Below are 20,252 nucleotides of genomic sequence, written 5' to 3'. Positions count from 1 at the left end.
GGCGGCCTAGACCTCGCCGGGGTAGCGCAGGCCGATCTGCCGACGGATGCCGTCGAGCGTCTCCATGACCGCGACGGACTCCGCGGGCGGCAGGATGTCCCGCTCCCCGTGACCCTCCGCGATGAGTCGCTCCATCTCCGCAGCCTGGAACTGCATGCCGCGGCCCTCCACCGGTGAGTCCCACTCCTCGAGCACCTCGTCGTGGGCCCCGAAGACCGTGAACGTGGTCGGCGTGTACCAGGTCTCGTCGATCTCGATACGCGCCTTCGTGCCCAGAATGGATGCCCGGTTCGGGCCACGCGTATCGAGCGCCGTGTGCAGCACCGCCTGCTGCCCCTCCGCGTACTCGAACAGCATCGCCGTCTGCCGGTCGACGCCCGTGGGGGTCGGGCTGGAGATCGCGAGCACCTTGGTCGGTGCGCCGAGCACGTCGTAGGCGAACGAGACCGGGTAGACGCCGAGGTCGAGCAGGGCCCCTCCGCCGAGGTCCGGGTTCTGCAGACGGTGCGACGGGTCGGTGGGCAGGCTCTGGTTGTGGTCGGCGATCACCGTGCGCACCTCGCCGAGGGTGCCCGCGGCGATGATCTCCCGCACGCGCACCATGTGCGGCAGCCATCGCGTCCACATGGCCTCGAGCACGATGAGCCCGCGGGACTCGGCGAGGCTCACCACCTGGCGCGCCTGCGCCGAGTTGAGCGTGAAGGGCTTCTCCACGAGCACGTGCTTGCCCGCGGCGAGCGCCTGCATGGCACCCTCCGCGTGCGCCGTGTGCGGCGTGGCGACGTAGATGACGTCCACGGCGGGGTCGTCGACGAGGTCGAGGGAGCTGCCGTGGGCGGTCGGGATGCCGTGCTCAGCGGCGAACGCGTCGGCCGACTCCTGCGTGCGCGAGCCGACGGCCGCGACCCGGTGTCCCGTGAGCTGCAGGTCGGATACGAACGCGTGGGCGATGCCGCCCGTCCCGAGAATTCCCCAACCGATATCCGACGCCATGACACCGCTCCTCCCGCCCGCGATCATCGCGGGCCGTCCCCCATTTTAGGCCGGGGGCGTGGGAGTGGGGGCGCCGACGCGACGAGGCCTCAGCAGCGGACCCAGCGGGAGGCCGCCCGCACGAAGCTCGTCGGCTCGTTCGGCAGGCCGCCGTGCGTCGCCGCGAACAGGATGCACACGTGCGCGGTGCTGCCGACGAAGTCGGGACGATAGACGGTCGCGCGATGCGGGAGCGAGTCCCACCACTTCTGCGCGACGGTGGCTCCGGTGTTTCCCGCGCCTCCGGCGAGGTTCCCGTCGCAGCCGACGCTCGGCACGCCGTCCGAGCGGGTCGAGCCGAGGTGACCCCAGGCACTCGCGGGGTCGGTGCTGGGATCCTCCGCCATCCAGAACAGCCGCTTCTCCATGCAGGCGTCGTACTTGATGTTGGCGAGCGGGATGGGAGCCAGACAGTTCGCGACACGGATGGCGTTCATCCGCTCGGCGAACGCGGCGATGTCGGCGGTAGTGGTGCCGAGCACCCCACCCGCGGAGTGGATCGCGGGCGCCGTGCGCGTAGGCCCCGTCACGTCGGTGGGGCAGCCGGGGCGCGGAGCGGTCGTCACGGTGGCGGCGGCATCGTCACCCGTCGCGCGGGAGTTCAGCCGGATGGGCGCGGCCGGCTTATCGGCGGTCTCGGTGGTGGGGGCGATCACGATGGTGCCGCCGCCGATCGGCGCGGTCGCGACGGTGTTCCAGGAGAACGACGCGGAGGCGGCGGTCGGCGCAGCGATGGCGACGACGACCGCGAACGCGGCCGCGAACAGTGCGTTGCGCCTCACCGTGTGTACCCCCATACGACGCGGCCCGATCCCCCGACGGGGCCACTCCCTCCACGCTAGGCGGGGTGCGGGTCCCGGCACAAGGCGGGATCAGTGTCGCGCGACGCTCCGGAGACCTTCCGCGGCCTCAGAACGGGGCTGTGCGGCGCCGACCGCCCGCGAACTGGGGGTACGGCGCACGCGCCCGGATCGCGTCAGCGCCGGTAGTTGGGCGCCTCGACCACCATCTGCACGTCGTGCGGGTGCGACTCCTTGAGGCCCGCCGCCGTGATGCGCACGAACTTGCCCTTCGCCTTCAGGTCGCCGATCGTGCGCGCGCCCGTGTAGAACATCGACTGGCGCAGCCCACCGAGCAGTTGGTAGGCGACCGCGGAGAGCGGGCCGCGGTAGGGGACCTGCCCCTCGATGCCCTCGGCGATGAGCTGCTCATCCGACGGCACGTCCGCCTGGAAGTAGCGGTCGCGCGAGTAGGAGGTCTTCTTGCCCCGGGTCTGCAGCGCGCCCAGCGAGCCCATGCCGCGGTAGTTCTTGAACTGCTTGCCGTTCACGAAGACCAGATCGCCGGGGCTCTCGTCGCAGCCCGCGAGCAGCGAGCCGAGCATGACGGTGTCGGCTCCGGCCACGAGCGCCTTCGCGATGTCGCCCGAGTACTGGAGGCCGCCGTCGGCGATCACCGGGATGCCCCGCTCCCGGGCGGCGAGCGACGCCTCGTACACCGCCGTCACCTGTGGCACACCGACGCCCGCGACCACGCGGGTGGTGCAGATCGAGCCCGGGCCGACGCCGACCTTGATCGCGTCCGCTCCCGCGTCGATGAGGGCCTGTGCGCCGCTGCGGGTCGCCACGTTGCCGCCGATGACGTCGATGTGCGCGAAGGCGGCGTCCGATTTGAGGCGCGAGATGATGTCGAGCACGCCGGCCGAGTCGCCGTTGGCCGTGTCGACGACGATGACGTCGACGCCCGCCTCGTTGAGCGCCACGGCGCGGTCCCACGCGTCGCCGAAGAAGCCGATCGCGGCGGCGACGCGCAAGCGGCCCTCCGCATCCTTCGTCGCGTTCGGGTACTTCTCGCTCTTGTCGAAGTCCTTGACGGTGATGAGCCCCTTGAGCCGGCCGCGCTCGTCGACGAGCGGCAGTTTTTCGATCTTGTGCTGCGCGAAGAGGGCGATCGCGCCATCGGCGTCGACGCCCACGGGGGCGGTGATGAGGGGCGCGGAGGTCATGACGTCGCGCACGAGGGTGGTCGACTTCTCGAAGTCGGAGACGAAGCGCATGTCGCGGTTGGTGATGATGCCGACGAGGGTGCCGTCGCCCTCGACGACCGGCAGGCCGGAGACCCGGAACTGGCCGCACAGGGCGTCGACCTCGGCCACCGTGGCGTCGGGGGTCGTGGTGACCGGGTTGGTGATCATCCCCGACTCGGAGCGCTTGACCTTGTCGACGTGGGCCGCCTGGTCGTCGATGGAGAGGTTGCGGTGCAGCACACCGATGCCGCCGTTGCGGGCCATCGCGATCGCCATGCGCGACTCGGTGACGGTGTCCATCGCCGCCGACAGCAGCGGGGCGGCGACCGTGATGCGGCGGGTCAGCCGGGAGGAGGTGTCCGCCTCGCTCGGGATCACGTCCGTGTGACCGGGCAGCAGCATGACGTCGTCGTAAGTGAGGCCGATGAAGCCGAAGGGGTCAGGCTGGTCCATGATTCTCCTGGTGTGTGCACAAGACGGGAAACACCGGATGCCGCGCCGAACCGGTACCTAAATATTAACGGCAATCCCCCGCGGGAATTCCTGAACGGATAAAGTGCAAGCCAACGCGTTCGCTGTGGCCGTGACCTCGTTGAGTTCGGGATCGAAACACAAAGGACACATTGTCTCAGTAACGTGTGCGTTCACGCGGTCGGTTCCCCCACTCCGCGAACAGCCCACCTCATGGAGGACCCACATGGCGAAGGCGCTCCACCACCGCTCACCGCTGGTGCGCGTGATTCTCGGCCTGCTGGCCCTTGCATTCACCGCATCCCTGCTGACGGCACTCGGCTCGGCCTCCGCGCGAGCGGAATCGCCGGCCGACCTCGCCGCCCGGGTGCAGACGGCGACGACGCCGAGCGCCGCACCATCGGGCAGCGCCTCCGCCGAGAGCATCGGCATCTGGGTGCGCAAGCTCTCCGACAAGAGCAACGTCGCGGGAGTGAAGATCACCATCACCGGCCCCGGCGGATTCTCCCAGGTGGTCACCACCGACGCCAAGGGTCTCCAGACGATCGGCCTCCCCGCGGCCGGCACCTACAAGGTGCTCGTGGATGTCTCCTCCATCCCCGCGGGCGACGGCAAGCCCCTCGGCCTCAACCCCCGCCAGGTGCAGGTCGACACCGACAACCAGGGAGTTCCCGCGTACTTCCTGCTGAGCACCACGGCGGGCGGCGGCAGCGGAGGCGGAACGACCCCCACGCCGGGAAGCACCGGCTCCTCGACGAGCGGGAGCAGCAGCAGCTCGGGCGGTACGAGCTTCGCCGACGTGGTCTTCCCCCGGGTCGCAACCGGCCTCATCTTCGGACTCCTGATCGCGCTCGCCTCCATCGGCGTCTCCCTCATCTACGGCACGACCGGCCTCAACAACTTCGCGCACGGTGAGCTGGTGACCTTTGGCAGCCTCACGGGCTACGTGATGGCGGGCATCCTGCACGTTCCCGGCCCGATCGCCATCGTCTCGGCGTTCGTCCTCGGCGGCGTGTTCGGCTGGGTGCAAGACCTGGGGCTGTGGAAGCCGCTGCGACGGCGAGGGGTCGCGCTCATCCCGCTCATGATCGTGAGCATCGGGCTCTCCCTCGCGCTGCGCTACATCTTCCAGTTCATCTTCGGGCCCGACCTTCTCGTGACCCCGAGCGACAGCAGCTCCTTCCTCACGCTCGGTCCCGTGCACCTGCGCTCCACCGACGTGTCGAGCCCGATCATCTGCATCGTCGTGCTCCTCGCGGTCGCCTACGTGCTGCTGCGCACCCGCATCGGCAAGGCGACCCGGGCGGTGGCCGACAACCGCTCGCTCGCGGCGGCGTCAGGCATCAACGTCGAGCGGGTCATCCGCATCGTGTGGATCGGCGGCGGCGCGCTCGCGGGTCTCTCGGGCGCCCTGATCGGCTACTACCAGCCGGTCAGCTGGCAGACCGGTGCGAGCATCCTGCTGCTGATCTTCGCCTCGGTCACCCTCGGCGGCCTCGGAACCGCCTTCGGGGCGCTCGTCGGCTCCGTCGTCATCGGCCTGCTGGTCGATCTCTCGACGATCTTCATTCCGTCGAACATGAAGCTCGTCGCGGCACTGCTCGTCATGATCGTCATTCTTCTGTTCCGGCCACAGGGAATCCTGGGCCGGCGGGACCGGATCGGCTAAGGGGTACAGAGACATGGACTTCAACTTCATCCCCCTCGCCTTCGGGCAGCTGCTCGAGCCGCAGACCATCGGCTACGCGCTCGCCGCCCTCGGGCTCACGGTGCACTTCGGGTTCACCGGGCTCCTCAACTTCGGGCAGGCCGGCTTCATGGCGGTCGGCGGGTACTTCTTCGCGATCACGACCGTGAAGTTCGGCTGGCCGCTCTGGGCCGCCCTGCTGGCGTGCATCGTCGGCGCGGTCATCTTCGCGCTCATCCTCGGAATCCCGACGCTGCGACTGCGCGCCGACTATTTGAGCATCGTCACGATCGCGGCGGCGGAGATCATCCGGTACACCGTGAAAACGCCCGACATCAGCCCGCTCACGGGCGGCTCGGACGGCATCAACGGCTCCTCCGACGGCTTCTACGCCCTCGATCCGCTCCCCGACATCAGTTACGGCTTCGGTGTGCTGCGCTACACCAACGACGGGCTGTGGATCCGCATCGTCGGGTGGCTGGTCGTCATCCTGGCCGCTCTGCTGGTGCGCCAGCTCATGCGCAGCCCGTGGGGTCGCATCGTGAAGGGCATCCGTGAGGACGAGGATGCGGTCCGCTCGCTCGGCAAGAACGTCACCTGGTACAAGATGCAGTCGCTGATCCTCGGTGGGATCATGGGCGCCATCGCGACCGTGATCGTGATCATCCCGACCTCGCTGCAACCCGACAACTACGGAACGCAGACGACGTTCTTCCTGTACACGATCATCCTGCTCGGTGGCGCGACGACGGTGCTGGGGCCCATCGTCGGGTCGATCATCTTCTGGGTCGTGCTGCAGCTGACCGACGGAATCCTGACCCTGCTCGTCACCAACCACCTGCTGCCGATCACCTCGATTCAGCAGGGCCCCATCCGCTTCATCCTCGTCGGCATCGCCCTGATGCTGCTCGTGATCTTCCGCCCGCAGGGAATCTTCGGAAACAAGAGGGAGGCGCATTTCAGTGCCTAAGGCTGAATCCGCATCGACGCCCGCCGTCGAGCAACTGCAGAAGGGCGAGCCCGGGCCGGGCGTACCCAAGGTCGACCCGATCCTCATCGCCCACGGCGTCAAGCGCACATTCGGCGGGATGACCGCGGTCGACGTCGAGCACGTCGAGATCCCGCGCGGCAAGATCACCGCCCTCATCGGCCCGAACGGCGCGGGCAAGACCACCTTCTTCAACCTGCTCACCGGATTCGACAAGCCCGACACGGGCACCTGGTCGCTCGACGGCGACAGTCTCGCCGGCGTCCCGGCCTACAAGGTGTCGCGGCGTGGCATGGTGCGCACCTTCCAGCTGACCAAGGCGCTCAGCCTCCTCAGCGTGATGGAGAACATGCGCCTGGGTGCGACGGGCCAGAGCGGTGAGCGGTTCTTCCCCGCGCTGTTCAAGGGCAGCTGGCGCAAGCGGGAGGACGAGATCACCGCGCAGGCGCTCGAGCTCCTCGCCCGGTTCAAGCTCGACACCAAGAAGGACGACTACGCGGCGAGCCTCTCCGGCGGGCAGCGCAAGCTGCTCGAGATGGCGCGGGCGCTCATGAGCAAGCCGCGGCTCGTCATGCTCGACGAGCCGATGGCCGGCGTGAACCCCGCGCTCACCCAGTCGCTGCTCGGGCACGTTCTCAACCTCAAGAACGACGGCACCACCGTGCTGTTCGTCGAGCACGACATGCACATGGTGCAGACCATCGCCGACTGGGTGATCGTCATGGCCGAGGGGCGCATCGTGGCCGAGGGGTATCCCGCGACCGTCATGCAGGATCAGGCCGTCATCGACGCCTATCTCGGCGCGCACCACGATACCGACCTCGGCAGCCTCACCGGCCAGCTGGAGGTCGCCAAGGATCTCGACGACTCGTTCCTCGTCGACGAGATCAAGAGCGAGATCGCAGAAGAGGAGAAGCCCGATGGCGAATGAGATCGTGCTGGAGACCAAGGATCTGGTCGCCGGCTACCTGCCGGGCGTCAACATCCTCAACGGCTGCAACGTTTACGTGCAGAAGGGCGAACTCGTCGGCATCATCGGCCCGAACGGCGCCGGGAAGTCGACCCTGCTGAAGGCGATCTTCGGGCAGGTGAACATCCGCAGCGGGCAGGTGCTGCTCGGCGGTGACGAGATCACCGGTCTCAAGGCCGACAAGCTCGTCACCAAGGGTGTCGGCATGGTGCCGCAGAACAACAACGTCTTCCCCAGCCTCACCATCGAGGAGAATCTCGAGATGGGGTCGTACCAGAAGCCCAAGATGTTCAAGGAGCGCATCGACTTCGTCACCTCGCTCTTCCCGGAACTCGGTCGTCGGCTCAAGCAGCGCGCCGGGTCGCTGTCGGGCGGCGAGCGCCAGATGGTGGCGATGTCGCGCGCGCTCATGATGGACCCCTCGGTGCTGCTGCTCGACGAGCCGAGCGCGGGCCTGTCGCCCGTGCGACAGGACGAGACCTTCATCAACGTCGCGCAGATCAACCGCGCCGGCGTCTCGGTGATGATCGTGGAGCAGAACGCCCGTCGCGCGCTGCAGATCTGCGATCGCGGCTACGTGCTCGACCAGGGCCGCGACGCCTACAGCGGCACCGGGCGCACCCTCATGAACGACCCCAAGGTCATCGAGCTCTACCTCGGCACCCTCGCGACCGACCACGCCGCGACCACCTCGACACCCACCGTCGGCGGGTAGGGCGCGGCGCGGCCGCCGCCGCCACTCCCACCGCCCCACCTCCGCGAGTTGGCACTTTTTGTGCAACTTTCGCGCCCGCAGGGGCGGTTAGCGCCCACTCGGTGGGCACCGCACTGCTTGTGGCACAAATCGGTGCGACGAAACGAGGGTGCGGTCGATGAGCAGCGCGACGTGACCGTTCGCATGGCATGGGGCGCTCCTGGCACTCCGCCCGCGCGGCGTCAGCCGGCCCGTTGGGCCCCTGCGCGACGTCCCGTCGCGCACTAACCCGCCGCGCAGGCGGGCCTGCCCGCCTGCGCCCTCATTTTGTGGCACAAGAATGTGCCACAAGGTGGGGGTCGCCCACCCAGTGGGCGCCAATTGCCCCTGCGGGCGCGAAAGTTGCACAAAAAGTGCCAACTCGCGCGGGGAGGAGGCAGTGCCAACTCGCGCGGGGAGGGCAGGGGGCGCGGCAGGCGCGCCGCACGACGAAGGGCCCCGACCGTTGCCGGTCGGGGCCCTTCGGGCGTGTCAGCTGGTCGCTGGATCAGCCCTTGGTGAGGTCGCCGAACTGGGCGGTCTCGTAGTCGTTGCCGTTGGTCGAGTTGTACTTGTAGATCGACACGTAGGCCTGCGACGGGTCACCGTTCTTGTCGAAGGTGATGGGGCCGGAGAGCCCGTCGTAGTTCGCCTTCTTGCCGGCGTTGATGAGCGCCGCGCACTCCTTGAACGTGGTGCACTTCGTGCCGTCCTCGGAGACGCTGATCAGGTGCTTCTGGATGTCCGCACCGGTCGTGCCCTTGGCCTGCAGCGCGGCGAGTGCCAGGAGCACGGTCGCGTCGTAGGACTCGGGGGCGTAGGCGAACACCGTGAGCGGCTTGTTACCCTGTGCCTTCACGAGAGCCTGGAGGCGCGACTTGAGGTCGTTCGACGCGTTGACACCGGGGTTGGTGAACTGCGCGCCGGCGATGATGACGTCCTTGTAGCTCGGGTCGATGACACCGTAGTTGCCGTCCGTGCCGTAGAAGTTGTTGAAGTCGAATCCGTTCTTCTTCAGCTCCGGGGCGATGGCCTTGATCTGGTCGAACGAGATCACGACGAGAGCGTCCGGCTTGGTCGAGAGCACCGTGGTGACCTCAGACGCGAAGCTGGTCGCGGCCGGGTCGAAGGCGACGTTCTGGCCGACGGATGCTCCGCCGTCCTCGAGCGCCTTCTTCACGTTGGTGTCGAGGCCCTGTCCGTAGGAGTCGTTCTGGTAGAGGATCGAGACATTGGTGTGACCGTCCTTGAGGATCTTCTGGCCCAGAACTCGGCCCTGCAGCACGTCAGACGGCGCAGTGCGGAAGTAGTAGCCGCCATCCGCGTAGGTCGAGAACGTCGGCGAGGTGTTCGCCGGCGAGATCTGGACGACCTTCGCCTTCGTGATCTGGTCGATCATCGTGAGCGAGACGCTCGACGAGGCCGCGCCGATGATGGCGCTCACGCCGTCGGCGAGCTCGGCGGTCGCCGACTGGGTCGCGATGTTCGTGGTGGTGTCACCGGAGTCCTTGTGCTCCACGCTGATCGTGATGCCGGCCTTGGCGGCGTTGATGTCCTTGACGGCGAGGTCGACACCCGCGAACTCGGGCGGGCCGAGAACCGCGAGGGAGCCGGTCTGCGGAAGGATGGTTCCGATCTTCAGGCTGAGCGTCTTGGACGGCGTACCGCTGCTGGTCGACGCACAACCGCTCAGGATGAGCGCCGTGGCGCCCAGAATGGCGAGACCGCTGATGACGGACTTCACCGATCGTGAGCGGGTGGCCGCTGTGGCCCGGGAAAATGCACCCATGTTGCTCCTTGGTGTGATTGCGAGGGAATTCTCTGCACGCGGAAGATCCACGAACGTGCTGCCAACCTATGCTGTGAATGGGACTCAGACAATACGCCCGTGTTACGGGCCTGTAACGTGCTGTAATCGTGACGTAAACGGGCGCATCGCTGCGCATTCCGCATCACACGGGGCCGACGGCATCCCCGGTCGCGCGACCCCTCGCATCCCCCGCTGCGGCCCGCGAGGCCGCGAACATGTCGATCGTGAGCACGATGAGCGCGATCCACACCAGAGCGAAGCCGGCCCATCGCGCGGGCGGCATCGCCTCGTGCAAGACGGCGACCCCGATGAGGAACTGCATGATGGGCGCGAGGTACTGCGACAGCCCCAGGTAGGCGAGCGGCAGGCGGCGCGCCGCGCCCGCGAAGAGGAGCAGCGGAACCGCGGTGACGACGCCGGCGGAGAGCATCGCGAGGGTCTGGGTCAGTCCCGCCGTGCCGGTGGTGAGGCCCGATGTCGCGGCGATGGCGATGAGCGCTCCCCCGGCGAGCGGCGAGAGCCACAGCGTCTCGATGGTGAGGCCGCTGAGGGCGTCCACCCGCGCCCCGACTCGCTTCTTGATCAGGCCGTAGAGCCCGAAGGAGAAGGCGAGCGCGAGCGCGATGATGGGCACGCGCCCGTAGTTCACAGCGAGAACGATGACGGCGACAGCGCTGATCCCGATCGCGACCCACTGCGCGATGCGGAGCCGCTCCCGCAGCACGAAGACCCCGAGCAGCACGGTCACGATCGGGTTGGTGAAATACCCTAGTGCCGCCTCCACGACCTGCCCGCTGAGCGTCGCGAACACGTAGACGAGCCAGTTGACCAGGATGAGCAGGCCCGCGATGCCGAGCGTCAGCATGACCCCGCGGTCGCGCAGCAGTTCGAGCAGGCGCGGCCACGACCGCGTGACGGTGACGAGCACGGCGCAGAACAGCAGCGACAGCACGATCCGCCAGGCGACCACCTCGACGGCGCCGGCCGGGGCGAGCAGGAGGAAGAAGAGCGGCAGCACGCCCCAGAGTCCGTAGGCGACCACGGCGAGAAGGATGCCCGTCCCCGTGCCCCTCACCGGCACGGCGTCCGCGGCTCGGCCCGCGCCGCGCGGGGTCGCGGAGTCATCGTCGGGCACGTCGCCAGCCTAACGCGCCGGGCACAGCGGGCGCGGGCGCGCGCACGGGCTTGGCAGGCGCACCCGCGCGACACGCACCCGCACGACGCGCCGCACCCGCACCCGCACCCGCACCCGCACCCGCACCCGCGCCGATCATCCGCCCGCAGACGGCAGAAGGCCCGGTGGCGGAACCACCGGACCTTCTGCTGAACTGTGTCGCTGACTAGCGGACGACCACCGCGAGCACGTCGCGCGCCGAGAGCACGAGGAAGTCCTCTCCGCCGTACTTCACCTCGGTTCCGCCGTACTTCGAGTAGATGACCTTGTCGCCGACGGCGACGTCGAGCGGAACGCGGTTGCCGTTGTCGTCGATGCGGCCGGGGCCTACGGCGACGACCTCGCCCTCCTGGGGCTTCTCCTTCGCGGTGTCAGGGATGACAAGACCCGAAGCAGTGGTCTGCTCCGCCTCGACCTGGCGAATGACGATGCGATCCTCGAGCGGCTTGATGGAGACCGACACGGTTGACCTCTTCTTTCTTGAGCAAAAACTGGGGTTGGCACACTCCTATTGAGAGTGCCAACGACAACTATAGAGGGTGGCTGGCACTCGTTCAATCCGAGTGCCAATTCCGGCACCCCCTCGGGCCACGCACCTGACAGGATGAGTGCATGAACACCCTCGAGCTCGTCGAGCTGCTCTCGCCCGAGGGCCTGCGCCTCCTCGACTCCCTGCCCGAGTGGCGGTCGACGGATGACGTGGTGCAGAAGGTCGCGGAACTCCGGCGCGCGGGCCACGGCCCCGGCCTCGTCGCCGCGGTGCTCGCGCAGTCGAAGCTCCGCACCCGGGCCGCCGCAAAGTTCGGCCCCTTCGCCTCGCGCATGCTCTTCACCGAGGCCGGACTCGAGCAGGCCACCCGCCTCCAGGTCGCGGCCCAGCACGCGGGCCGGTTCCAGCGCGCCGGGGTGCAGTGGGTCGCCGACCTCGGCTGCGGCATCGGCGCGGACGCCCTCGCGCTCGCCGCCCTCGACATCGAGGTCACGGCCGTGGAGCGCGACGAGGTGACCGCCGCGATCGCCGCGTACAACCTCGCACCGTGGTCGAACGCGCGGGTCGAGCACGCCGACGTGACGACCTTCGACCTCGCGGGCGTCGACGGCGTCTACCTCGACCCGGCCCGCCGCGACGGTGCACGTCGGCTCGCCGACCCCGGCGACTGGTCCCCCTCGCTCGACTTCGCGTTCGGTCTCGCCGCGCGCTTCCCGACGGGGGTGAAACTCGGGCCCGGTATCGATCGCGCGCTCATCCCGACGGACGCCGAGGCGCAGTGGGTCTCGGTGGGCCACGAGGTGGTCGAGCTGGGGGTGTGGTTCGGTCCACTCGCGCGCGAGGGCGTGCGGCGCTCGGCGCTCATCGTCACCGATGCGGGCACGGCGGAGCTGACCGCCGAGGCCGACAGCACCGACGCGGAGCTGGGCGAGCTGGGCGATTACCTCTACGAGCCGGATGGGGCGGTCATCCGTGCGCGCTTGATCGGCGACCTGGTGCGCCGGCTGGAGGGGCGGATGATCGACCCCACAATCGCGTACTTCACCGCCGATCAGGCCACCGCCACCCCCTTCGCGACCGCCTTCCGCATCACCGCCCGCATGCCCTTCGACGAGCGCAAACTGGCGCGCGAGCTGTCGGCGCGGGGTATCGGCACGCTCGAGATCAAGAAGCGCGGCATGGACGTCGACCCGGCGGTACTGCGCCGCAAACTGTCGCTCAAGGGCAGCGGTTCGGCGACCCTCATCCTCACGCGCGTGGCGGGCAAGCGCATCGCGCTGCTCGCCGAACGCGTCTAGCTGTTGATGCCGCCGGGGTATCCGGCGTCGAACCCGCGCTGGAAGCCCGGAGTGTTGATCACGTAGGCCACGAAGAACGCCACGGCGATGATCACGATGATCGAGAGCGCGAGCCCCACGTAGCCGGTGATGAGCCCCGCGAGCCAGAAGCCGCGGGCGTGACGCTGGCGCTTCTGGGCGACGTGACCCAGGATGATCGCGGTGACGGAGGGCAGCAGTCCGAATCCGTAGAGCATCGCGAACACCGTGCCGACGATGCCGAGCACCATGGACGCGATGCTGAGACCGCGCGGCGCGGACGGGGCGTATCCGGCGTAGCCCGGCTGGGCCGGGTAGCCGGGGTAGCCCTGCTGGGCGGGGTAGCCGGGGTGGCCCGGCTGGGCCGGATACCCGGGGTAGCCCGGGTGGCTCTGCGCTGCGGCGGGCGGGGCCGCGGCGTACGCGGGCTGGGGCGGCGCGCCGGCCGGTGCCTGCTGCGACGGAGCGGCGGGAGCGGGGCGCGCGGCCGCGGGGGCGATCGGGACCGGCTCGATTAGCGGCACCGACGGTGCGGCGGGAGTGGGGATGGGCGACGCGGCCGTCGGGCCGGCCGGCGTCGGCTCGACGGGCGGTACGGGCGCGGTGGGGTCTGACACGGTGGTGCTCTCCTCGGCGGTGTCGTCGGGCGACGGGGTCATGGTGTGGGGCGGCCCGAGGCGCTCACCGGCTGGCCCCCGTGGCGGCAGCCGCGAGCAGCGCGAGGAGCACTGCGAACAGGATCTCGAGCGCGGTGAGACTGTAGCCCAGGATCGTGCCCGCGAGTGCGAGGCCGCGCCCGCGCTCCCCGCTGCGTTTGATCTGCCGCAGGGAGACGTGGCCGACGACGATACCGCCGAGCGGTACCGCGATTCCGAGGATGAGGGCGAGGATGGCCCAGCGGTTCACCGGTCGTTCGGTGTCGCTGTCACGCGCGGGTGCGGTGGAGATGGGAAGCCCTTCGTCGGCCGATCGGTGAGAAAGCGCAGCGGGAGCGGTGACCCAGGCCACCGCTCCCGCTCCGACGACCGTGAGTGGTCAGTTGCTGTAGTTGACGCTCGTCGACGCCGCGAGGAAGGCGATGATGAGAGTGGCGATTACGATCAGCGAGATCGCGATGGCGACGAAGCCGAGGATGATGCCGACGATCCACATCCAGCGCGGCGCCGCCTTCTCCTTCGACTTGGCGACGAAGCCGAGGATGATCGCCGCGAGCGAGGCGAGGAAGCCGAGGACCGGCACCCAGCTGAACACGAGTCCGGCAATGCCGAGGATGAATGAGGTGAGGCTGAGGCCCTGCTTGGGTCCTGCTACGGGTGCCGGAGTGTACGCCGGTGCGGGCTCGGGAACGATGGGATCGGTCATTACCGGGTGCTCCTTATTGTTAGCTGAATGCGCTGTCGTTTCCCATAGTGGCAACGCCCGGCGGCAGTGTCAACGAAGCTCGCCGCCCGCTCTGTCGCGCGGCGACACGCGTCTGAACGATCGCTCAGGCTTGGATGACCGTGACCGGCAGCGTCGAGTCGGCCCCGAAGTCGAGCCCGGAGGGCGCGTGACCGGCCATGATGAGCTGGGCGCCGAGTGCCGCGATCATCGCACCGTTGTCGGTGCAGAGGGACAGCGGCGGGATCCGCAGTTCGATGCCCGCGGCCGCGGTGCGCTCCGCGGCGAGCTCTCGCACCCGCGCGTTGGCGACGACCCCGCCGCCGAGTAGGAGGCGGGGGATACCGTGGTCGCGGCAGGCGGCGATCGCCTTGGTGAGGAGAACGTCGACGACGGCCTCACGGAAGCTCGCCGCGACGTCGCCGAGGGGCACCTGCTCCCCCGCATCCTGCTTCTGCTCGACCCAGCGCGCCACGGCGGTCTTCAGCCCCGAGAAGGAGAAGTCGTAGCGGTGTCGGTCGAGGTCTTTCGGCTGGGTGAGCCCGCGCGGGAAGCGGATGGCGGTCGGATCGCCGTCCGCCGCGACCCGGTCGATGTGCGGGCCGCCCGGGTACGGCAGACCGAGCAGGCGCGCGACCTTGTCGAAGGCCTCGCCTGCGGCGTCGTCGATGGTCTCGCCCAGGAGCTCGACGTCGCTCACGAGGTCGCGAACGAGGAGAAGCGAGGTGTGCCCGCCCGAGACGAGCAGGGCGATCGTGGGGAGCTCGATCTCGCTGTCGTCCTCGCGCAGCACATCGGCTCCGACGTGCCCGACCAGGTGATTGACGGCGTAGAGGGGCACGCCCAGCGCGACGGACAGCGCCTTGGCCGCCCCCACGCCGACCATGAGTGCGCCCGACAGCCCCGGACCGCTCGTCACCGCGATCGCGTCGACCTCGTCGAGACGGATGCCCGCCTCGGCGATCGCGGCCGAGATCGCCGGCACGATCGCCTCCAGGTGCGCCCGCGCCGCGACCTCCGGCACCACGCCTCCATAGCGTGCATGCTCCTCCATCGAGGAGGAGATCACGTTGGCGAGCAGGGTCGATCCACGCACGATGCCCACGCCGGTCTCGTCGCAGCTCGTCTCGATGCCGAGCACGAGCGGCTCCCGGTTCGGAGTCGTCGCCGCAGCGCCGTCCGCCCGCGGCGGGAGGTTCGCGGTCACGCGCCCACCGCCGCGGCGTCGGAGTGTAGTTCGAGTCTCATGATGTTCGCGTCCACATCGTCGGGCTGGTAGTAGCGCGGGCGCACCGCGATCTGTTCGAAGCCGAGCGTGTCGTAGAGGTGCTGCGCGGTGGGGTTGTCGGCGCGCACCTCCAGGAAGATCGTGCGACAGCGACGGGCACGAGCCTCCGCGATGAGAGCCTCCATCAGCTGCCGGCCCAGCCCCCGGCGTCGCGCAGCGGGGGCGACCGCGATGGTCTGGATGTCGGCATCGGCGGAGCCTTCGGGCGCGAGCAGCCCGGCATAGCCGAGCAGCCCCGGGGTGTCCGGCTGCTCGGCGACGAGGTAGTAGCTGTGCCGACTGTGCAGCTCGGCGCGCATCGAGTCGACCGTCCAGGCGTCGTTCGTGAAGGTGGATTCCTCGAGGCGCATGATGGCGTCGAGGTCGGCCAGGGTGGCGAGTCGGAGGGGTGCTGCGGCGGTCATCCGGTCACCCGCTTGGGGCCGGCCGACGGCGTGACGTCGGGAGAGCGGAGGTAGAGGGCGGCGTCGCTCGCGAAGGCCCGGCGGTGGGCGGAGAGGTGCTCGGCGACGAGACCCAGTGCGCCCGCCGAGACCCCCTCGGGCTCGAGTCGGCGGATCGGCGCCGAGCCCGTCACGGTGTCGAGGAGTTCGGGGGCGATGAGGCCCGGTCCCGCGGCGCGCACGGGGAGCCCGGCGTCGTCGCTGCCCGCGTAGCGGGACCAGTAGACCTCACGGCGGCGGGCGTCGGTGATGACGAGAACGGGATCCGGCTGACCGTAGGCGATCGCGTCGTGGCTCACCCCCGGGAGCACCGGCAACCCCGCCCCGAGCGCGAAGACGCGGGCGGCCGCGATGCCGACCCGCAGCCCGGTGAAGGGACCCGGCCCCATGCCGACGGCGACCGCGGTCAACTCGCGGGCGCCGACGCCGGCCTCATGCAGGGCGCGGTCGATGAGCGTGCCGATCACCTCGGCGTGGCGGCGCGTGTCGAGCTCAGTGAGTTCGACGAGGATGCCGGCCTCGCGGTCGACGACCGCGACGCTCGTTCCGGCCGAGGTGTCAATCGCGAGCAGCATCGACCCACCCCAGTTCCGACCAGCGCGCGCCGTGACCGTGAACGACGGCCACCCGCGGTTCGATCGCGTCCACGGCGTCGCCCGCGTCCAGGGCGTCGCTCGCGTGATCGGGCTCGATCACGTCCACGCGCTCCACCGCGTCCACGTCTGCGCGCGACTCCTCCGCCGCGCCCTGGGGGCGCCGGATGTCGATCTGCAACCACTCGTCGACGAGCTGGTCGAGCATTCCTGCGGCCCACTCGACGACGACGATCGATCGGGCGAAATCGATGTCGAGATCGTCGAGTTCGAGCGGATCCCGCAGGCGATAGGCGTCCACGTGCACGAGGGGCGGGAGACCCCCTCCGCGTGGATGGGTGCGGGCCAGCACGAAGGTGGGACTGGTCACCGTGCCGCGCACCCCGAGCGCGGCGCCCAGTCCGCGGGTGAGGGTGGTTTTGCCCGCGCCGAGGGGTCCGTTGAGCGCGACGACATCGCCCGCACGCAACTGCTGCGCCACGCGCGCGCCGAACGCCTCCATCGCCTCCGGCGTCGGGATGACCCGCTGCGCGTTCACGAGTACGTCCGCGTGAAGCGGCCGCCGATGCGCGTCACGATCTCGTAGTTGATGGTGCCGCAGCGCTCGGCCCACTCGTCGGCCGAGGGATACCCGTCGCTCGGGTCGCCGAACAGCACCGCCCGATCCCCGATGGCGACGGGCGCGTCGCCGACGTCGACGACGAACTGGTCCATCGCGACCCGGCCGCAGATGGAGTAGCGGGAACCGTTGATCCAGACCGGCGCTCGGGAGGAGGCGTGCCGGGGGATGCCGTCCGCGTAGCCGGCGGGGACGAGCGCGAGCGTCGTCTCGGAGCTGGTGCGCTGGGTGTAGCCGTAGGAGACGCCGGCGCCCGCGGGCACGCGCTTCACCGAGGTGATCTCGGCACTCAGCCGCATCGCGGGTCGCAGGCCGAGCGCGGCGGCCCCCTCATCGTCGAAGGGGGTGAGGCCGTACATGCCGATTCCGATGCGCACGAGGTCGAAGCGGGAGGCGGGCACCCGGAGGGCGGCGGCCGTCGCGGCGAGGTGGCGCAGCTCGGGGACGATGCCGACCTCGGCGGCCCGCGCCAGAGCGGCCTCGAATCGCGCGATCTGCAGGGCGTCCTCCTCGGCGCCCGCATTCGCGAGATGGCTGAAGATGCCGCGCACGTGAATGCGGCCCGCGGCGGAGAGTTCGGCGACGCGGCCGAGAATCGCAGCGAACTCGCTCTCCTCGAAGCCGTTGCGGCTCAGCCCGGTATCGACCTTGAGGTGCACCTGGGCGAGTCCGTCGACAGCGGCCGCGCGCTCGAGCTGCTCCGGCGTGGAGATGCCGAGATCGATCCCCGCACGGACGGCCGCGGCGAAATCCGCCTCCTGCCCGTGCAGCCACGCGAGGATGGGCGCGTCGATTCCGGCCGCCCGCAACTCCAGCGCCTCCGCCACATCGACGACGCCGAGCCAGTCCGCACCGGCGTCGACGGCGGCACGAGCCACCTCGACCGCGCCGTGCCCGTAGCCCTGCGCCTTCACGACCGCCATGGTGCGCGCCGGGGCAACCGTGCGGGCGATGACCCGGAGGTTGTCGCGGACGGCGGCCAGATCGATGTGCGCCTCGCGCATGGGGACGGTCATCCCTCGGCCACCACGTAGGCGATGGCCACGCCGGCATCGTGCGACATGGAGAGGTGGATGGTGCGGATGCCCATGGCACCCGCCCGCTCGGCGACGGCGTTGTGGAGCAGGAAGGACGGATTGCGCTCACCGTCGGCCACGACCTCCATGTCGTGCCAGCGCACGCCCGTCGAGTCGCCGATGGCCTTGATGAGGGCCTCCTTCGCGGCGAACCGACCGGCGAGCGAGCGCAGCGGGAGACCGCGCTCCCCCACCGTGAAGAGCCGCTCGCGCAGCGCCGGAGTGCGAGCGACCGCGCGCTCGAAGCGCCTCAGGTCGACCACGTCCACACCGATCCCGATGATCACGTCTACTCGACCGTGACCGATTTGGCGAGGTTGCGCGGCTGGTCGACGTCGAGACCCTTCGCGGTGGCGAGTTCGAGGGCGAAGATGTGCAGGGGCACGACGGCGAGGATCGGCTCGAACATGGGCGAGGCGAGCGGGATGGGGATGACCTCGTCGGCGAAGGGCAGCACCGCGGCGTCGCCCTTCTCGGCGATGGCGATGACGCGAGCGCCGCGCGCCCGGATCTCCTGAATGTTCGACACGACCTTGGGGTGGAGCGAGGAGGGGTCGCGCGGGCTCGGCACGATGACGAAGACGATCTGTCCCGGCTCGATGAGCGCGATCGGCCCGTGCTTCAGCTCCCCCGCGGCGAATCCCTCCGCGTGGATGTAGGCGAGCTCCTTGAGCTTGAGCGCACCCTCGAGCGCGACCGGGTAGCCCACGTTGCGGCCGAGGAACAGCACCGAGCGGGTGTCAGCCATCCAGCCGGCCAACTGGCCGATGTCTTCCGAGGCGACGAGCACGTCGGCGAGTTTCGCGGGGATCGCCTGGAGCTCGTCGATGTTGTGCGCGAGTTCGGCGGGGCTGAGGGTGCCGCGCACGGTCGCCAGGTGCAGGCCGAGCAGGTAGAGCGCGGTGACCTGCGCGACGAAAGCCTTGGTCGACGCGACCGCGACCTCGGGGCCGGCGTGCGTGTAGATCACGGCCTCGGACTCCCGCGGAATCGACGAGCCCTGCGTGTTGCAGATGGAGAGCACGCGCGCCCCGGACTCGGCCGCGAAACGCACCGCCATCAGCGTGTCCATCGTCTCGCCGGACTGGCTGATCGACACGACGAGGGTGCGCGGCGTGATGATGGGGTTGCGATAGCGGAACTCGTGCGACAGCTCGACCTGCACGGGAACGCGGGCCCAGGATTCGATGGCGTACGAGCCGAGAAGACCCGCGTAGGCCGCGGTGCCGCAGGCGATGATGACGATGCGGTCGATGTCGGCCAGCACCTCGGGGGTGAGCGCGCCCAGCTCGGGCAGTACGACGGCCCCGTCGACGACCCGGCCCAGCAGGGTGTTGGCCACCGCATCGGGCTCCTCGCTGATCTCCTTGCGCATGAAACTCGACCAGCCGCCCTTCTCCGAGGCGGACGCGTCCCAGGCGATCTCGTACTCGCGGGTCTCGACCGGAGCGCCGAAGAAATCCGTGACGATCACGGAGTCGGGTCGGATCGTGACGATCTGGTCCTGACCGATCTCCACGGCTCGCCGCGTGAACTCGACGAAGGCCGCCACGTCGGAGCCGAGGAAGTTCTCGCCCTCGCCGAGGCCGATGACGAGCGGCGAGTTGCGGCGCGCGCCGACGACCTCGCCCGGCCGGTCCTCGTGCACGATGAGGAGGGTGAACGCGCCGTCGAGGCGGGCCACCACCTGCCGCATGGCGAGCGTGAGGTCGCCCGTCTCGCGGAAGGCCCTGCCCACCATGATGGCCGCGACCTCGGTGTCGGTGTCGCTGGAGAAGCTCTCCCCCGCCTCCAGCAGTTCCTGCTTGAGGGCGGCGAAGTTCTCGATGATGCCGTTGTGGATGAGCGCGAGCTTGCCACCGTCGCCGAGGTGAGGATGCGCGTTCCGGTCGGTGGGCCCCCCGTGGGTCGCCCAGCGGGTGTGACCGATTCCGGTCTGGCCGTCGGAGAGCGGGGCATCCTTGAGATTGTCGAGGAGGACCGAGAGCTTGCCCGCGCGCTTGCGTGTGCCGAGCGTGCCGTCCTGACCGATGACGGCGACCCCTGCGGAGTCGTAACCCCGGTATTCCAGCCGGCTGAGTCCACCGAGGAGAACATCGAGACTGCTGTTCGGGCCGACATACCCCACGATTCCGCACATGACCTCGATTGTAGTT

21 protein-coding genes are annotated in these 20,252 nt (G+C 69.5%); 5 read left to right on the top strand and 16 right to left on the bottom strand.

The features are described 5' to 3' along the window. Positions 1–6 precede the first annotated feature (6 nt). From G3T37_RS07865 to guaB, 3 genes are all read right to left on the bottom strand, one after another. A complete protein-coding gene (locus tag G3T37_RS07865; RefSeq protein WP_163472948.1) occupies positions 7–993 on the bottom strand; it encodes a Gfo/Idh/MocA family protein in 987 nt (328 codons plus the stop codon). An 89-nt stretch (positions 994–1,082) separates the two neighbouring features. Then, positions 1,083–1,814, bottom strand: a complete 732-nt coding sequence (locus G3T37_RS07860) for a hypothetical protein (protein WP_163472947.1) — start codon at positions 1,812–1,814, stop codon at positions 1,083–1,085. A gap of 194 nt (positions 1,815–2,008) precedes the next feature. Beyond that, the gene (gene guaB, locus G3T37_RS07855; protein WP_163472946.1) at positions 2,009–3,511 is read right to left on the bottom strand and encodes an IMP dehydrogenase; all 1,503 of its coding nucleotides are present in this window, start codon (positions 3,509–3,511) and stop codon (positions 2,009–2,011) included. A 244-nt stretch (positions 3,512–3,755) separates the two neighbouring features. Between guaB and G3T37_RS07850 the strand changes: the two genes are divergently transcribed. Genes G3T37_RS07850 through G3T37_RS07835 form a run of 4 tightly spaced genes read left to right on the top strand, consistent with a single transcriptional unit; the run spans position 3,756 to position 7,889 of the window. Then, entirely contained in the window at positions 3,756–5,198 is a 1,443-nt protein-coding gene (locus G3T37_RS07850; RefSeq protein ID WP_163472945.1) for a branched-chain amino acid ABC transporter permease, read from the top strand. A 13-nt stretch (positions 5,199–5,211) separates the two neighbouring features. Next, positions 5,212–6,186, top strand: coding sequence for a branched-chain amino acid ABC transporter permease (locus G3T37_RS07845; protein WP_163472944.1), 975 nt, complete (start codon positions 5,212–5,214; stop codon positions 6,184–6,186). Then, entirely contained in the window at positions 6,179–7,135 is a 957-nt protein-coding gene (locus G3T37_RS07840; RefSeq protein ID WP_422110974.1) for an ABC transporter ATP-binding protein, read from the top strand. The genes G3T37_RS07845 and G3T37_RS07840 overlap by 8 nt, the downstream gene beginning before the upstream one ends. After that, positions 7,125–7,889 (top strand): ABC transporter ATP-binding protein, encoded by a 765-nt coding sequence (locus G3T37_RS07835; protein ID WP_163472943.1) that lies wholly within the window; start codon positions 7,125–7,127, stop codon positions 7,887–7,889. Before G3T37_RS07840 ends, G3T37_RS07835 begins: the two co-directional genes overlap by 11 nt. 526 nt (positions 7,890–8,415) lie before the next feature. Here the strand turns inward: G3T37_RS07835 and G3T37_RS07830 are convergent. The 3 genes from G3T37_RS07830 to groES form a co-directional block, all read right to left on the bottom strand. After that, positions 8,416–9,651 (bottom strand): ABC transporter substrate-binding protein, encoded by a 1,236-nt coding sequence (locus G3T37_RS07830; RefSeq protein WP_338401214.1) that lies wholly within the window; start codon positions 9,649–9,651, stop codon positions 8,416–8,418. Between the two features lie 208 nt (positions 9,652–9,859). After that, positions 9,860–10,852, bottom strand: a complete 993-nt coding sequence (gene rarD, locus G3T37_RS07825) for an EamA family transporter RarD (RefSeq protein ID WP_422110973.1) — start codon at positions 10,850–10,852, stop codon at positions 9,860–9,862. Positions 10,853–11,057: 205 nt separating this feature from the next. After that, positions 11,058–11,354 (bottom strand): co-chaperone GroES, encoded by a 297-nt coding sequence (gene groES / locus G3T37_RS07820; RefSeq protein ID WP_163472941.1) that lies wholly within the window; start codon positions 11,352–11,354, stop codon positions 11,058–11,060. 149 nt (positions 11,355–11,503) lie between these two features. Between groES and G3T37_RS07815 the strand changes: the two genes are divergently transcribed. After that, positions 11,504–12,679 carry a class I SAM-dependent methyltransferase gene (locus G3T37_RS07815; protein ID WP_163472940.1) on the top strand — a complete coding sequence of 392 codons (1,176 nt, stop codon included), beginning with the start codon at positions 11,504–11,506 and terminating at the stop codon, positions 12,677–12,679. Here the strand turns inward: G3T37_RS07815 and G3T37_RS15135 are convergent. The 10 genes from G3T37_RS15135 to glmS all read right to left on the bottom strand — a co-directional run bounded on the left by G3T37_RS15135 (position 12,676) and on the right by glmS (position 20,236). Continuing rightward, positions 12,676–13,356, bottom strand: coding sequence for a DUF4190 domain-containing protein (locus G3T37_RS15135; protein WP_163472939.1), 681 nt, complete (start codon positions 13,354–13,356; stop codon positions 12,676–12,678). The two genes, G3T37_RS07815 and G3T37_RS15135, sit on opposite strands and share 4 nt — an antisense overlap. A gap of 22 nt (positions 13,357–13,378) precedes the next feature. Beyond that, on the bottom strand, positions 13,379–13,705 hold the full coding sequence (locus tag G3T37_RS15285) for a DUF4190 domain-containing protein (protein ID WP_163472938.1): 327 nt from the start codon (positions 13,703–13,705) through the stop codon (positions 13,379–13,381). Between the two features lie 27 nt (positions 13,706–13,732). Continuing rightward, positions 13,733–14,059, bottom strand: a complete 327-nt coding sequence (locus tag G3T37_RS07800) for a DUF4190 domain-containing protein (protein WP_163472937.1) — start codon at positions 14,057–14,059, stop codon at positions 13,733–13,735. Positions 14,060–14,183: 124 nt separating this feature from the next. Then, complete coding sequence (tsaD, locus tag G3T37_RS07795; RefSeq protein WP_174247768.1) at positions 14,184–15,218, bottom strand: tRNA (adenosine(37)-N6)-threonylcarbamoyltransferase complex transferase subunit TsaD; 1,035 nt, start codon at positions 15,216–15,218, stop codon at positions 14,184–14,186. Positions 15,219–15,280: 62 nt separating this feature from the next. After that, on the bottom strand, positions 15,281–15,769 hold the full coding sequence (gene rimI, locus G3T37_RS07790) for a ribosomal protein S18-alanine N-acetyltransferase (RefSeq protein WP_163472935.1): 489 nt from the start codon (positions 15,767–15,769) through the stop codon (positions 15,281–15,283). Then, positions 15,766–16,383, bottom strand: coding sequence for a tRNA (adenosine(37)-N6)-threonylcarbamoyltransferase complex dimerization subunit type 1 TsaB (tsaB, locus tag G3T37_RS07785; protein WP_163472934.1), 618 nt, complete (start codon positions 16,381–16,383; stop codon positions 15,766–15,768). The genes rimI and tsaB overlap by 4 nt, the downstream gene beginning before the upstream one ends. Then, complete coding sequence (gene tsaE, locus G3T37_RS07780; protein ID WP_338401213.1) at positions 16,367–16,939, bottom strand: tRNA (adenosine(37)-N6)-threonylcarbamoyltransferase complex ATPase subunit type 1 TsaE; 573 nt, start codon at positions 16,937–16,939, stop codon at positions 16,367–16,369. The genes tsaB and tsaE overlap by 17 nt, the downstream gene beginning before the upstream one ends. Next, the gene (gene alr, locus G3T37_RS07775; protein WP_163472933.1) at positions 16,936–18,036 is read right to left on the bottom strand and encodes an alanine racemase; all 1,101 of its coding nucleotides are present in this window, start codon (positions 18,034–18,036) and stop codon (positions 16,936–16,938) included. The genes tsaE and alr overlap by 4 nt, the downstream gene beginning before the upstream one ends. Then, on the bottom strand, positions 18,033–18,383 hold the full coding sequence (locus G3T37_RS07770; protein WP_163472932.1) for a holo-ACP synthase: 351 nt from the start codon (positions 18,381–18,383) through the stop codon (positions 18,033–18,035). The genes alr and G3T37_RS07770 overlap by 4 nt, the downstream gene beginning before the upstream one ends. A 2-nt stretch (positions 18,384–18,385) precedes the next feature. Further along, the gene (glmS, locus tag G3T37_RS07765) at positions 18,386–20,236 is read right to left on the bottom strand and encodes a glutamine--fructose-6-phosphate transaminase (isomerizing) (RefSeq protein ID WP_163472931.1); all 1,851 of its coding nucleotides are present in this window, start codon (positions 20,234–20,236) and stop codon (positions 18,386–18,388) included. Positions 20,237–20,252 lie beyond the last annotated feature (16 nt).

This window comes from Galbitalea soli (genome assembly GCF_010686725.1).
Taxonomy (GTDB): domain Bacteria; phylum Actinomycetota; class Actinomycetes; order Actinomycetales; family Microbacteriaceae; genus Galbitalea; species Galbitalea soli.
This window is presented reverse-complemented; position numbering and strand designations above follow the sequence as displayed.

Excerpts from the sequence above, each read along its gene's own strand:
- guaB (WP_163472946.1), bottom strand. The coding sequence starts at position 3,511 with ATGGACCAGCCTGACCCCTTCGGCTTCATCGGCCTCACTTACGACGAC.
- G3T37_RS07835 (WP_163472943.1), top strand. The coding sequence starts at position 7,125 with ATGGCGAATGAGATCGTGCTGGAGACCAAGGATCTGGTCGCCGGCTAC.
- tsaB (WP_163472934.1), bottom strand. The coding sequence starts at position 16,383 with ATGCTGCTCGCGATTGACACCTCGGCCGGAACGAGCGTCGCGGTCGTC.
- G3T37_RS15135 (WP_163472939.1), bottom strand. The coding sequence starts at position 13,356 with ATGACCCCGTCGCCCGACGACACCGCCGAGGAGAGCACCACCGTGTCA.
- G3T37_RS07850 (WP_163472945.1), top strand. The coding sequence starts at position 3,756 with ATGGCGAAGGCGCTCCACCACCGCTCACCGCTGGTGCGCGTGATTCTC.
- G3T37_RS07865 (WP_163472948.1), bottom strand. The coding sequence starts at position 993 with ATGGCGTCGGATATCGGTTGGGGAATTCTCGGGACGGGCGGCATCGCC.
- G3T37_RS07815 (WP_163472940.1), top strand. The coding sequence starts at position 11,504 with ATGAACACCCTCGAGCTCGTCGAGCTGCTCTCGCCCGAGGGCCTGCGC.
- glmS (WP_163472931.1), bottom strand. The coding sequence starts at position 20,236 with ATGTGCGGAATCGTGGGGTATGTCGGCCCGAACAGCAGTCTCGATGTT.
- G3T37_RS07845 (WP_163472944.1), top strand. The coding sequence starts at position 5,212 with ATGGACTTCAACTTCATCCCCCTCGCCTTCGGGCAGCTGCTCGAGCCG.
- G3T37_RS07800 (WP_163472937.1), bottom strand. The coding sequence starts at position 14,059 with ATGACCGATCCCATCGTTCCCGAGCCCGCACCGGCGTACACTCCGGCA.
- alr (WP_163472933.1), bottom strand. The coding sequence starts at position 18,036 with ATGACCGTCCCCATGCGCGAGGCGCACATCGATCTGGCCGCCGTCCGC.
- rimI (WP_163472935.1), bottom strand. The coding sequence starts at position 15,769 with ATGACCGCCGCAGCACCCCTCCGACTCGCCACCCTGGCCGACCTCGAC.